Raw genomic sequence first — 12,776 nt, forward strand, 5'->3', positions numbered from 1 at the left:
ACATGGACCTTCTCAACGCCTTCGTGGCGCTTTCGAACTTTGTGCTGATCCCCGCCATCGCCTATGGCAGCCAATTGGCGCTGGGCGCACTGGGGGTGACGCTGATCTATGGCATCCTGCGGTTCTCGAACTTCGCCCATGGCGACACCATGGCGTTCGGCGCCATGATCACCGTGCTGGTGACCTGGTGGCTGCAATCCATGGGCGTCGGCCTTGGCCCGCTGCCGACCGCGCTTTTGGCCCTGCCCTTTGGCATCCTGGGTTGCATGGCCCTGGTTCTGGTCACCGACCGCATGGTCTATCGCTTCTACCGCGAACAAAAGGCCAAGCCGGTGATCTTGGTCATCGTGTCGATGGGCGTGATGTTCATCATGAACGGGCTTGTCCGCTTCATCATCGGGCCCAACGACCAGAACTTCGCCGATGGCGAGCGGTTCCTGATCTCGGCCCGCGACTTCAAGAAGATGACCGGGCTGGAAGAGGGGCTGGCGATCAAGTCCACCCAGGCGCTGACCGTCGTCGTGGCGGTGATCTGTGTCGCGCTGCTGTTCTGGTTCCTCAACAAGACCCGCACCGGCAAGTCGATGCGCGCCTATTCCGATAACGAGGATCTGGCGCTTCTGTCGGGCATCAACCCGGAACGCGTGGTGATGTACACTTGGCTGATCGTGGCGGCACTCGCCACCACGGCGGGCGTGCTCTACGGCCTCGACAAAAGCTTCAAGCCCTTCGTCTACTTCCAACTTCTGCTGCCAATCTTTGCCTCGGCCATCGTCGGCGGTCTGGGTAGCCCGTTGGGCGCCATCGCCGGTGGCTTTGTCATCGCCTTTTCCGAGGTCACCGTGACCTATGCCTGGAAAAAGGTGCTGGGCTATTTTGCCCCGGCCGGGATGGAACCAGACGGCCTCGTCCAGCTCCTGAGCACTGATTACAAGTTCGCGGTCAGCTTCGTCATCCTGCTGATCGTGCTGCTGTTCAAGCCTACGGGCCTCTTCAAGGGGAAAGCGGTATGACCGAGACAGTGAAAAATACCGCCCTGTTCCTGGGCGTAGCCGCCCTGGTCGTGATCACCGGCTTCATGCAAAGCTGGAACTCGGCCATCCTGATCGTCAACATGGGGCTGATCTCGGCCATCATGGCGATTGGCGTAAACCTGCAATGGGGCTTTGCAGGTCTCTTCAACGTCGGCGTCATGGGCTTTGTGGCGCTCGGCGGCCTTGCCGTGGTGCTGGTCTCTGAACCGCTCTCGCCCGAGGCCTGGTCGGCGGGTGGCTGGGGCATCGTTCTGGCGCTGCTGCTGGGGGCCGCCACCGTGTTCGCCGCCGTTATGGCGACGAAACGGATGCCCAAGGGACGCAACCGGGCGCTGACCGTCCTGGTGGTGCTGATCGCGGGTTTCGTGATCTACCGGGCCGTGTTCGATCCCAACGTCATGGCGGTCGAGGCGATCAACCCGGCCGCCGCCGGCAATATCGGCGGCCTGGGCCTTCCTGTGCTCCTGGCCTGGCCCGCCGGTGGCCTGCTGGCCGCGGGCGCGGCCTGGCTCATCGGCAAGACGGCACTCGGTCTGCGCTCCGATTATCTCGCCATCGCCACGCTGGGCATCGCCGAGATCATCATCGCGGTGATGAAGAACGAGGACTGGCTGGCGCGCGGTGTCAAGAACGTGATCGGCCTGCCCCGCCCCGTCCCCTACGAGATCGACCTCCAAAACGATCCCGGTTTCGTGGAAAGCGCGGCCTCTCTTGGCCTCGACCCGGTGACCGCCTCGACCCTCTATGTCAAGCTCGGCTACTCGGTCCTCTTCACCGTGGTGCTGCTGGTCCTCCTTTGGATGGCGCAAATGGCACTGAAAAGCCCCTGGGGCCGGATGATGCGCGCCATCCGCGACAACGAGGTCGCGGCCGAGGCGATGGGCAAGGATGTCACCCGCCGCCACCTGCAAGTCTTCGTTCTGGGCTCTGCCGTCTGTGGCATCGCCGGTGCGATGATGACCACACTCGACGGCCAGCTGACACCGGGCACCTACCAGCCGCTGCGCTTCACCTTCCTGATCTGGGTGATGGTCATCGTCGGCGGCTCGGGCAACAACTTTGGCGCCGTGCTGGGGGCGATGCTGATCTGGTTCCTCTGGGTCCAGGTCGAGCCGCTGGGCCTCTGGCTGATGAACGTGATCACCTTCGGCCTGCCCGAGGGCAGCGCGCTGAAATCGCACCTGATCGACAGCGCCGCCCATATGCGCCTGCTGACCATGGGGGTCATCCTGCTCTTGGTGCTCAGGTTCAGCCCGCGCGGGCTGATCCCCGAGAAATGAGCCATCCGATGGGGTAGCCCCGCCAACTTGGCGCGAAAAATCCAGGCCGGCGGCCTACGCCGCCGGCCTTCTGCTCCTGATGCTGGCAATCCTGCCTTTTGCAATCTACGCAGCCCGGTTCGGCCTGGCGGGCCTGACCCAAGATCTGTCCGGCGAGACCTATCTGGTCCAGGCCGGCGCCTGGCTGACCAACATATCCGTGTTTGTTCATATGCTGGCCGGGTCGCTCCTGTCTTTCCTTGCGCCGCTGCAATTGTTCCCCTGGCTCCGCCGAAACTGGCCCGCTCTGCACCGGGCCACCGGCAGATTGCTGATCCTCTGCGCCATTCTCACGGCCTTGGCCGGGCTGATCTACATCGCCCTGCGCGGAACGGTCGGCGGCACGGCCATGGATGCGGGCTTTGCCTTGTACGGTGGCCTGACCGGCCTGGTGGCCGTACAGGCGTTTCGCTTTGCCATCGCGCGCAACATCGAACACCACAGGCGCTGGGCTCTGCGCCTGTTCGTTCTTGCCATCGGATCATGGCTCTACCGGGTACAATACACGATCTGGTACATTGCCACCGACGGGCTGGCGTCGACGCCGGACTTCTCCGGCGCCTTCGATTTGTTCATGAACTTCGGCTTCTACCTGCCCTGGCTGGCCCTGCTCGAACTCATCCTGTTCAAACAACAGCGCCGAGAGCGCCACTAGCCCCCATCACCGCCCCTTGAAAAGGCTGCCAAGGATGCCGCGCACGATGCGGCGGCCGGTGGTGCCCTTCAGCTCCTTGATCACCGCCTCGCCCATGGCGCTGGTCAGCGTATCCTCTTTCTTGCTGCGCTTAGGCGCTCGCGACGAGGACCGGCTCACCCGGCTGCCGGAGTAGCGGCGGGCCGAGTTGTATTCGCGCTCCCAGGGGCTGGCTTCCTCTGCCTTCACCTCGGCGTCCTCCGCTTCGAGCGCCGCCATTTCGGCCCGCTTGGCGAGGATTTCGAAGGCCGACTTGCGATCGAGCGGCGTGTCGTATTTCCCCGCCATGTCCGAGCTGTTCAGGATCGCCCGGCGCTCAGCCGGACCGATCGGCCCCAACTGGGACGAGGGCGGCCGGATCAGCGTGCGCTCGACGATTCCGGGCACGCCTTTCTTCTGCAACAGCGAGGTCACCGCCTCACCCACGCCCACGTCCCGGATCGCATCCTCGGTATCGAAAGCGGGGTTCTCGCGATAGGTCTCGGCGGCCAGCCGCAGGTTCTTGCGATCCTTGGCGGTAAAGGCGCGCAGTGCGTGCTGGATGCGGTTGCCCAGCTGGCCAAGAATATCCTCGGGCACATCGGCCGGGTTCTGGGTGATGAAATAGACCCCCACCCCCTTGGACCGGATCAGGCGCGCCACCTGTTCCACCTTGTCGATCAGCGCCTTCGGCGCGTCATCGAACAGCAGATGCGCCTCGTCGAAAAAGAACACCAGTTTCGGCTTGTCCGGATCGCCCACCTCGGGCAGTTCCTCGAACAGCTCGCTCAACAGCCACAACAGGAAAGTGGCATAGAGCTTGGGCGAGGCCATCAGCCTGTCCGAGGCCAGGATATTGACCATGCCGCGCCCCTCGGAATCGGTGCGCATCAAGTCGGCAAGATCCAGCGCCGGTTCGCCGAAAAGACGGTCGCCACCCTGGTTCTCGATAACCAGCAAACGCCGCTGGATCGCCCCCACCGAGGCGGTCGGGATATTGCCATAGCGCAGCGACAACGACTTGGCGTTTTCGCCGATCCAAACCAAAAGCGCCTGCAAATCCTTGAGGTCGAGGAGCGGCAGTCCCTCCTCGTCCGACAGCCGGAACGCGATGTTCAGGATCCCTTCCTGCGCCTCGCTCAGATCCAGCAGTTGCGACAGCAACAGTGGCCCCATCTCGGCCACCGTGGTCCGCACCGGATGCCCCTGCTCTCCGAAGAGATCCCAGAAGGTCACCGGGCAGGCGCGATAGTCATAGCCCTCGAACCCGATCTTTTCCGCCCGTTCCGTGAACGGCCCATGCAGCTTGTGTGCCGCCGACCCCGATTTCGCCATCCCCGACAAGTCGCCCTTAACGTCTGCCATGAACACCGGCACGCCCGCGTCCGAAAACCCCTCGGCCAAAATTTGCAGCGTCACCGTCTTGCCGGTCCCGGTTGCCCCCGCGATCAGGCCGTGCCGGTTCGCGTATTTCAGATCCAGCCATTGGCCGACCTCGTAATCGGGTCCGCCGCCGCCAAGAAAAATCTTTCCGTCCATCGGGTTCTTGCCTCAAATTCTATCGTTTCACCCAGACCATACAAACTTAACCTTTGGCTGCGATAGTCCCAATTGCCCCTTTGGCCTTGTGCCGGACGGGGGCTTCCTCCCTGTCAGACTGGCCGTGCCTTCGGGCACGGCCTTTTTCGACTGGATGGTCAAAAACGGTGCGGAGACAGGTATTTGGGCGTATTTCGTCAAAAACCCCGTCTTAGCTGTTGACCCGCTGGCACGGCTTTCGTAACGTCCCGCCATAACACTAAGTCGGCCAGTCCGACGGGGAGCAAAATAGGAAAGGGAACCCGACTGCGGGTTCCCTTTCTTGCTTTCGGCAGGCATCAGCATTTCCCTGCTTGGCCGCGTGTTTGCGCCTGACAGTCCTGATCGCGCATGATAGACGGGCATTGAGCAGCCATTCTCTTGATGAGGCATTCATGACCAAGACCCTGTTTTCGCTTTCCGCCGCCCTTTTTGCACTGGCCACCTCGGTTGCCGCGCAAACCACCGCCCAATCCGGCGAAGCGGCCCCGGCGGCTCAGGAAAAGACCGCCGATCAGCTTCTCGACCTGGGACAGCCGGTCGGGGCCGAGCCGCAACTCGGGCAGCGGTATTCCAAGGAAAAATCCGGTGACTGGGACCTCGCCTGCATCAAGACCGAGGAGGAAACCGATCCCTGTTCGCTGTTGCAGATCCTGACCGACGATCAAGGCAACCCGATGGCCGAATTCTCGATGTTCCGGCTTGAAGAAGGCGGCGTTGCCGTGGCGGGCGCCACCGTCATCGTGCCGCTGGAAACCCTGTTGCCGGCGCAGCTGACCATCTCGATCAACGGAGCCCCGGGCAAACGTTACAACTATTCCTTCTGCAACCCGATCGGCTGCGTGGCGCAGATCGGCCTGACCCAGGGCGATATTGACGCCATGCAAAAAGGCGCCGAGGCGATTGTCTCGCTGGTCCCGGCCCCGGCGCCGGACCAGGTGGTGCGCCTGAAGATGTCACTCAAGGGCTTCACCGCCGGTTATGAAAAGGTCGACGTCGTTTCGAACTGACGCGGGTTCACACCTAAAAAGGCCGCCGAGGTTGGACCCCGGCGGCCTTTTTCTTTGCTTGCGGGGGATCAGACTCGGCGCAGCGCCAGTACCGCATTCAACCCGCCAAAGGCAAAGGCATTGCTCAGCGCCACCTCGACCTTGGCCTCGCGCGCTACGTTCGGCACCACGTCCAGCGCGCATTCCGGATCGGGCTCCTCGTAACCGATGGTGGGTGCAATCACTCCGTCGCGCAGCGCCATGATACAGGCCAGCAGTTCCACCGCGCCGGTGCCGCCGATCAGATGGCCATGCATCGACTTGGTCGAAGAGATCATCAGGCTGTCGGCATGGCGCCCGAACACATCCGCCACCGCGGCGCATTCGGTCTTGTCATTGGCCGCGGTCCCGGTGCCATGGGCGTTGATATAGCCCACCTGCCCCGGGTCGATCCGGGCATCGGCCAGGGCCCCCGCCATTGCCCGCGCCGCCCCCTGTTTCGAAGGCATCACGATGTCGGATGCGTCCGAGGACATCGCGAATCCCGAAACCTCGCACAGGATCTCGGCGCCGCGCGCCTTGGCATGTTCGTATTCCTCGAACACGAAGATACCCGCGCCCTCGCCCTGGACCATGCCGTTGCGGTTGGCGCTGAACGGGCGGCAGGCATCCTTGGACATCACCCGCAGCCCTTCCCAGGCCTTGACCCCGCCGAAACACAGCATCGATTCCGATCCGCCGGTGATCATCACCGGCGCCATTCCGCTGCGCACCATCGCAAAGGCCTGCGCCATTGCGTGGTTGGACGAGGCACAGGCCGTCGATACCGTGAACGACGGCCCTTTCAGATTGTGCTCCATCGACACATGGCTGGCGGCGGCGTTGTTCATCAGCTTGGGCACGACAAAGGGATGGACCCGGTTCTTGCCCTCTTCATAGACAGACCGGTAATTCTCGTCCCAGGTGCTGACACCGCCCCCGGCGGTGCCCAGAACCACGCCCGATTTCGCCGACAGCTCGCCGTGAAACTCCAGCCCGGATTGCGTTATCGCCTCCTTGGCAGCGGTCAGGGTGAACTGGGTGAAACGGTCATACAGGGACATCTGCTGCCGATTGAACCGGCCCTCGGCCTCGAACCCGCGGACCTGGCCACCGATCCGGATGGCCAGCCTCTCCACATCGCGAAACTCCAGCTCGGCAATGCCGCACCGCCCCTCGCGCATCGCTTCCAGCGTCTCGGGCACCGAATGTCCCAGTGCGTTGATCGTTCCCGCCCCGGTGATGACGACCCGTTTCATCGGCGTGATCAGGCCTTTTCCGACACGAGCTTTTCGATGCCCGCGATGATCGCGGCCACGTTCGAGATATCGAAATCGCTCTGCGTCGGTTCGTTGGCGTTGAACGGGATCGAGATGTCGAACTCTTCCTCGATGGCAAAGATGCTCTCGACCAGGCCCAGACTGTCGATTCCAAGGTCTTCCAATGTGCTGTCCGGGCTGACGTCTGACGGTTCCAGAACGGCCTGCTCGGCGATGATGGCGATGACGCGGTCGCTGATGCTCATTTCAGTCCCCTGTGGTGATCTGGGGCTGATTTAATCGCTGGAACCGGGTTTGAAAACTGCCTTTTTCAGCGCATCCAGATCCCGCATCAAACGGGGCAGACGCCGCTGTGCCTTGTAGATTTCCGTGTGTGTTTCCATCTTTACACCGGGATAGCCCATGATCACCCGGCCTGCGGGCACGTTGGACAATATCTTGGTACCGCCGCCCGAAATCACCCCGTCGCCGATAAAGATGTTGTCGACCACCCCGGTCTGGCCGCCGAGAACCACGTTGTTGCCGATCTGGACCGAGCCTGACACCCCGGTTTGGCCGCACAGCAGACAGTCGCGGCCCACGCGGGTGTTATGCCCCACATGAACGAGGTTATCGAGCTTACTGCCATCCCCGATCCGGGTATTGCGAATGGTGCCGTTATCGACAGTGCAATTGGCGCCCACCTCGACATCGTCACCGATCTCGACCGAGCCCAGCGAGTGGATGCGGGTCCAGGCTTGCGCCTTGGCCTCGCCCTGATCGCCCAGCGTCTTGCGGGCGTTTTCGGCCCCCGACACTTCGGGCGTCACAAAGGAGAAACCGTCACCACCGATCCGCGCGCCAGGTTGCGCAATGAAGCGGTCACCGATGGTCACGCGCGCGCCGATGCTGACCATCTCTCGCAACCAGGCGCCTTGGCCCAACACCGCATCCATCCCGATCACGCAATGCGGCCCGATCACCGCGCCGTCGCCGATCCGCGCCCGTGCGCCCACGACGCTCAGCGGCCCGATGCGGACATCGGCGCCGATCACAGCGCTGGGGTCGATCACCGCCGAAGGGTGAATCCCCGGTTCCACCCCCTGACCCGGATCCAGCATCGCCGTCAGACCCGCCATCGCCAGGCGCGGTCGTGGCACCAGGATCGCGGCCTTCAGCCCCATTTCCTGCCAATCGGCCCCCGGCCATAACAGCGCCGCGCGGGCCTTGCCCTGCCCCAACGCCTCGGCATATTTCGGCGACATCGCCAGCGCCAGGTCGCCGGGCCCCGCATCCGCCGGTTCGGTGGCACGCAGAATGGTCAGGTCAAGATCGCCCTCCGCCTCCATTCCGATGGCAGCGGCGATCTGTGAAATGGTAAAGCGCATGAAACGGGCCCGTCAGCTGTTGGTGCCCCGCAGACTTACCCCTGAACCGCCGACAGGACCACCCCCGCGCGGCTCATCGCATCCCAAATCTTTGCGTCGCGGCCATAGACGTCGCGGCGATAACCGGGAACGCCCCGGCCGTCCACATAAGCGGTGCGATAGATGATATGGACCGGCACGTGCTGGGTCAGGTCCACCTTGGTTTCCCTGCCCGTGTTCAACACCCCGTGGAAAAAACTCTTGGGGTCGGCCTCTTGTGCGGCCAGCAGCGCATAGGCGAATTCAAACGGCTGCGCCAGCCGGATACAACCATGCGAAAACGCCCGCACCTCGCGGGCGAACAGGTGTTTCTGCGGCGTGTCGTGCAGGTAGATATTGTATTTGTTGGGAAACATGAACTTCACCAACCCCAGTGCATTGCTCTTGCCCGGTGGTTGGCGCATGGCAAATGGAAAGCTGCGGGTCGAGAACTGGCTGAAATCCACCGCGCTGCGATCCACCCGGCGGCCCCGGCTGTCTGTGATCTCTAGATGACCGGCCGCATTGGGGTTGTTGCGCAGTTTGGGCAGATACTCCTTAGTGATGATCGAGCGTGGCACGAACCAGCTCGGATTGATCACCATATGCTCCATCTCGTCAGAGAATTCTGGGCTACGGCGGTCGGATGTGTTCATCCCGATAACGGAACGAGTCTCGAATGTTACACGCCCGTGATCGACGATCTTGGCAGTAAAATCGGTCTGGTTGACCAGGATGTGCCGTTCGCCCCGGTCACGCGGCAGCCAGCGCTCGCGCTCCAGCGCGACGATCACTGATTTCAGTCGGTCCGCGACCGATTTGTTTATCTCTTCCAACGTGACGTCACCCGCCACCCCATCGGGTTCCAGCCCATGTGCCACCTGGAACGCCTGCACCGCCTTCTGAAGCGTCCCGTCATAGCTCGCCGCGGCGCTGCGCTCCATGTAGCCCATCGCGATCAGCCGGTTGCGCAATTGCACGACCCGGGTTCCCGTGTCGCCCGGCGACAGCTTGCCACCCGGCACCGCCGACCCCCAGCCGCCTGCGGCCAGATCCTGCTCCAGACCCAGCTTGAGCTTCAGAAGCGCGCGGTACTGGGTTGTCGCCGGCGCCAGGCTGCGCAGGTACCGGCCCGGGTCGGCGGCCTGTACTTCGGTCAGATACTCCTGCGCGCTGCGCCGTTCGACCACCCGCACCATGCCCTCGTCGATCTTCGACGGTGTCAGGAACCCGCTTTGGATTTCGCTGGCAAACCGGGCAAAGACACGGCTCATCTCGACCTCGAGCAGGCCCATGTCCCGCACTGTACGCGCGGTGGCCATTTTCTCCGTCAGCCCTTCGACATCATAGCGCGCCGCAGGCAGCCCGTGGATTTCCGCCATCGAAAGCGCCTCGATCAGAGCCGCGCGGCGGGCCCGGAACACGTCGCCCTCGCCGGTCCACACCGGCTGATACCCGTTCTGCCGGTAATAGGCACCGATCGCCTCGTCACCGTAACTTGCTTCAGCCACGGCCTGTTTATAAGCGGTCACCTGCGCCATGGCTCCAGATACCGGCCACACTGCCAGCGCACCGGCCAGAACCGCGGCGGCCATCAAGGGGCGAAAGCGAAGTCGAAGCGTCGAAGGCATGTGGTGTTTCCCTGAAACCAAGTCGTTATTTTCAATAGCCGAAGGAGGTTCTGAAATTCTCCTAAGAACCGGGTAACAAAGTCCATTCACAATTTTTTTAGGTCCCCAAATCTCATCCTGTCTGATGCGCGGATGCATCGCAACAGCCCGGCCGCCCCGTCGCCCTGGCCGAGAATAGAGGAGTTTGCATCACCTGTTTGGGCGAAAAACTGCCGAAATTTCCCCTTCAACCTCAAGTTTCTGAAAGAATTCTTGGCGAACGAATCCCTCTGTGCCATAAAAACCGCCATCTGGGGATGGGAATTAACAATGTACGCGTAACATCGTGTGCAGGCAGGATACGTACGGGACAAAAAGTCAGATGACGGAAACCAGTTCTTCGGGCCTTTCAAGGCGCGCACTTTTACGGGCCTTTGCCGCAACAGCTGTTACAGCCGCTCCAACCTACTCCATGGCCGCAGGGTTCCTGCGCGGTGGTGGCGACATACGCCGCATCCGTATGTACTCGGGCCGCACGGGCGAGCGGATCGATATGGTCTACTGGATTGACGGTGATTACATCAAGGACGCGGTCAAAGAGATCAACTTTTTCATGCGCGACTGGAGAGTAGATCAGGTCAAGACCATGGATCTGCGCACGATTGACATCATGGCAGCATCTCACAACCTTCTTGATGTGAGCGAACCCTACATGCTGTTGTCGGGCTACCGTAGCCCGCAAACCAATGCGATGTTGCGAAGCAAGTCCCGCGGTGTGGCCCGCAACTCTCTGCATATGCAGGGTCAGGCCGCAGACCTTCGGCTGGCATCACGGTCCGTAAGCCAGGTGGCCAACGCTGCAGCCTCCTGCCGGGCAGGTGGTGTCGGTAAATACTATCGGTCAAATTTCGTGCACATGGATTGCGGCGACATCCGCACCTGGGGCGGCTGAAAACTGGTTTCAGCCTTACAGGTTTGCACCCCCGTACATCCGTGCAGGGGTATTGTTTTTCCAAAGGATTGTTATCCTCAGACCAAATCACAATTGCCATCTCAAATCAGACCCTCACCGCCGATGTAACACCAGTGAGGTTCTGGTAAACACGTATTCAGTAGCGAAGCAGTGCCGGCCCCAAGCCGTTTTTGCAGATCACGCCGGTTTCGAACCCGTGCCGTCAAGACTGGATTCGTCCGCCCATTCCTTCCGTTGTCTTCATCCAACCCAAGCTCGCGTCCGTATCACCATCTGGCTTGTACTCTGCGCCCAAGGGCTCGGCATAGCCAAGGTCAGCAATTGTCCTGAAGATATGATCATAGGCCACCTCGCCCCGGTCGGGTGGACCCCGGTCCGGAACCGATGCGAACTGGATATGGCCAATCAGAGGGAGTAGGTTCTTCAGGCGGCGGGTCAGGTCGCCCTCCATCACCTGGACATGGTAGCAATCGAACATCAGTTTCAGGTTCGGTGCTCCGACCTCTTCGATGATCGTGACGGATTGATCCGTCGTGGTCAGGAAATAGCCGGATGCGTCATAACGGTTGAGCGGTTCGATCAGGATGGTCAGCCCATAGCGGTTGGCAATTTTACAGGCGAAGCGCAGGTTTCCGATGAAACAGCGATGCGCCTCGGGTCCGCTTGCAAACCCGGCCATAACGTGGATCTTCCGCGCTTCGATCGCACAGGCATAGTCCACAGCCTCTTCAATGGCGGCGCGCGCCTCGGCCTCGCGTCCGGGCAGCGCCGCCAGCCCGTTTTCCCCTGCCGCGACATTGCCGCGGCGCGTGTTCAACCCCAGCATGGGCAGGCCGGTTTCGACCAGCGCCTCCGCGACCTCGGTCGCCGGTGTTTCATAGGGCCAGTGGCATTCCACGGCTGCGAACCCGGCAGAACGCGCCGCCCGGATCGCATCCGGCATGCCGCGATCGGTCCAGAGAAATCCCAGATTGGCCGAAAACTTCATATAACCTTACCCTTCGCCCGGAAGGGTAAGCCCAGCGTTGCGGGCATAGACCTTGGCCACAGCGGCGTCATCCTCGGCCCCTAGCCCCATCCCTGCCGCCGCCAGAAACTGCTGCATCGCAGCAGCCGTGATCGGCGCCCCGAACTCTGCCTTGCGCGCGATATCCAGCACGATGCCTAGGTCCTTGGGCCAGATGTTCACCGAGCTATGCGGCGCGTAATCCCCCGCCACGATATGCGGCGCACGGTTTTCCAGCATCCAGCTGGTGCCGGCGCATTTGCTGATCACGTCGAGGAACTGATCAGGTGCGATGCCTTGGGTCATGCCAAAGGTCAGCGCCTCAGCCATGGCGGCGATATGCACCCCCGCCAGCATCTGGTTCACTGCCTTCATGGCACTACCCGCACCAGCTCCATCGCCCAATTCAAAGACAGTTTCGGCAATAGTTGATAACAGCGGGCGCGCAGCAGCAAAGGCCGCGGGCTTTCCCGAAGCCATAACGCTGAGCCGCCCTTCGGCGGCCTTGACCGACCCGCCCGAAATCGGCGCATCGAGGTAGTAAACACCATGTTCGCCACAGCGGGCTTCCATCTCGCGGGCGAAATCCGGTGGCACGGTCGCGCAGGACAGGATCACGGCGCCGCTCTTGAGTTGCGGTGCAACTCCGTCAGCCCCGAAAAGAACCGTTTCGGTTTGGGCCGCATTCAGCACCACAACGGCAACCGCATCCAGAGTTCCCGCGATTTCGGGCATTGCACAGGTCTGACCGCCCTGGGCGCGAAACCGGGCAACTTGTTCTTCATTGACGTCAAAACCCCAGACCTGGTGTCGGCCACGTAACGCCGAAATGGCGATGCCATAGCCCATGGACCCAAGTCCAATCACGGCAACCTTTTGCGTCAATTGTC

General features: G+C 62.0%; 12 protein-coding genes. 5 read left to right on the forward strand and 7 right to left on the reverse strand.

Annotation, left to right across the window (positions count from 1 at the left end; all coding sequences use genetic code 11):
* The first annotated feature begins 2 nt into the window (after window positions 1-2).
* The 3 genes from OEZ49_RS05050 to OEZ49_RS05060 all read left to right on the forward strand — a co-directional run bounded on the left by OEZ49_RS05050 (window position 3) and on the right by OEZ49_RS05060 (window position 3,008).
* The gene (locus OEZ49_RS05050; protein WP_164127881.1) at window positions 3-1,013 is read left to right on the forward strand and encodes a branched-chain amino acid ABC transporter permease; all 1,011 of its coding nucleotides are present in this window, start codon (window positions 3-5) and stop codon (window positions 1,011-1,013) included.
* Complete coding sequence (locus tag OEZ49_RS05055; RefSeq protein WP_164127883.1) at window positions 1,010-2,314, forward strand: branched-chain amino acid ABC transporter permease; 1,305 nt, start codon at window positions 1,010-1,012, stop codon at window positions 2,312-2,314. The genes OEZ49_RS05050 and OEZ49_RS05055 overlap by 4 nt, the downstream gene beginning before the upstream one ends.
* Window positions 2,315-2,393: 79 nt before the next feature.
* The gene (locus OEZ49_RS05060) at window positions 2,394-3,008 is read left to right on the forward strand and encodes a DUF2306 domain-containing protein (protein ID WP_263387294.1); all 615 of its coding nucleotides are present in this window, start codon (window positions 2,394-2,396) and stop codon (window positions 3,006-3,008) included.
* Between the two features lie 6 nt (window positions 3,009-3,014).
* Here OEZ49_RS05060 and OEZ49_RS05065 read toward each other — a convergent pair whose 3' ends face one another.
* Window positions 3,015-4,565, reverse strand: a complete 1,551-nt coding sequence (locus OEZ49_RS05065) for a DUF853 domain-containing protein (RefSeq protein WP_263387295.1) — start codon at window positions 4,563-4,565, stop codon at window positions 3,015-3,017.
* A 434-nt stretch (window positions 4,566-4,999) separates the two neighbouring features.
* Between OEZ49_RS05065 and OEZ49_RS05070 the strand changes: the two genes are divergently transcribed.
* A complete protein-coding gene (locus OEZ49_RS05070; protein WP_263387296.1) occupies window positions 5,000-5,614 on the forward strand; it encodes an invasion associated locus B family protein in 615 nt (204 codons plus the stop codon).
* Between the two features lie 68 nt (window positions 5,615-5,682).
* On the opposite strand, the gene OEZ49_RS05075 is transcribed toward OEZ49_RS05070, so the two are convergent.
* The 4 genes from OEZ49_RS05075 to OEZ49_RS05090 are packed head-to-tail and all read right to left on the reverse strand — an operon-like array spanning window position 5,683 to window position 9,928.
* Complete coding sequence (locus OEZ49_RS05075; RefSeq protein ID WP_263387297.1) at window positions 5,683-6,891, reverse strand: beta-ketoacyl-[acyl-carrier-protein] synthase family protein; 1,209 nt, start codon at window positions 6,889-6,891, stop codon at window positions 5,683-5,685.
* 8 nt (window positions 6,892-6,899) lie between these two features.
* Window positions 6,900-7,157 (reverse strand): acyl carrier protein, encoded by a 258-nt coding sequence (locus OEZ49_RS05080; protein WP_164127893.1) that lies wholly within the window; start codon window positions 7,155-7,157, stop codon window positions 6,900-6,902.
* A gap of 30 nt (window positions 7,158-7,187) precedes the next feature.
* A complete protein-coding gene (gene lpxD / locus OEZ49_RS05085; protein ID WP_263387298.1) occupies window positions 7,188-8,279 on the reverse strand; it encodes a UDP-3-O-(3-hydroxymyristoyl)glucosamine N-acyltransferase in 1,092 nt (363 codons plus the stop codon).
* A gap of 35 nt (window positions 8,280-8,314) precedes the next feature.
* On the reverse strand, window positions 8,315-9,928 hold the full coding sequence (locus tag OEZ49_RS05090) for a murein L,D-transpeptidase (protein WP_397545647.1): 1,614 nt from the start codon (window positions 9,926-9,928) through the stop codon (window positions 8,315-8,317).
* 361 nt (window positions 9,929-10,289) lie between these two features.
* On the opposite strand from OEZ49_RS05090, the gene OEZ49_RS05095 reads away from it, so the two are divergent.
* Complete coding sequence (locus tag OEZ49_RS05095) at window positions 10,290-10,859, forward strand: YcbK family protein (RefSeq protein ID WP_263387299.1); 570 nt, start codon at window positions 10,290-10,292, stop codon at window positions 10,857-10,859.
* Between the two features lie 223 nt (window positions 10,860-11,082).
* Here OEZ49_RS05095 and OEZ49_RS05100 read toward each other — a convergent pair whose 3' ends face one another.
* Window positions 11,083-11,868 carry a hydroxypyruvate isomerase family protein gene (locus OEZ49_RS05100; protein WP_263387300.1) on the reverse strand — a complete coding sequence of 262 codons (786 nt, stop codon included), beginning with the start codon at window positions 11,866-11,868 and terminating at the stop codon, window positions 11,083-11,085.
* Window positions 11,869-11,874: 6 nt separating this feature from the next.
* Window positions 11,875-12,771: an L-threonate dehydrogenase gene (gene ltnD / locus OEZ49_RS05105; RefSeq protein WP_263387301.1), complete on the reverse strand. Its 897-nt coding sequence runs from the start codon at window positions 12,769-12,771 to the stop codon at window positions 11,875-11,877.
* Window positions 12,772-12,776: the final 5 nt, after the last annotated feature.

It is taken from the genome of Ruegeria marisflavi (assembly GCF_025673445.1).
Lineage (GTDB): Bacteria > Pseudomonadota > Alphaproteobacteria > Rhodobacterales > Rhodobacteraceae > Ruegeria_B > Ruegeria_B marisflavi.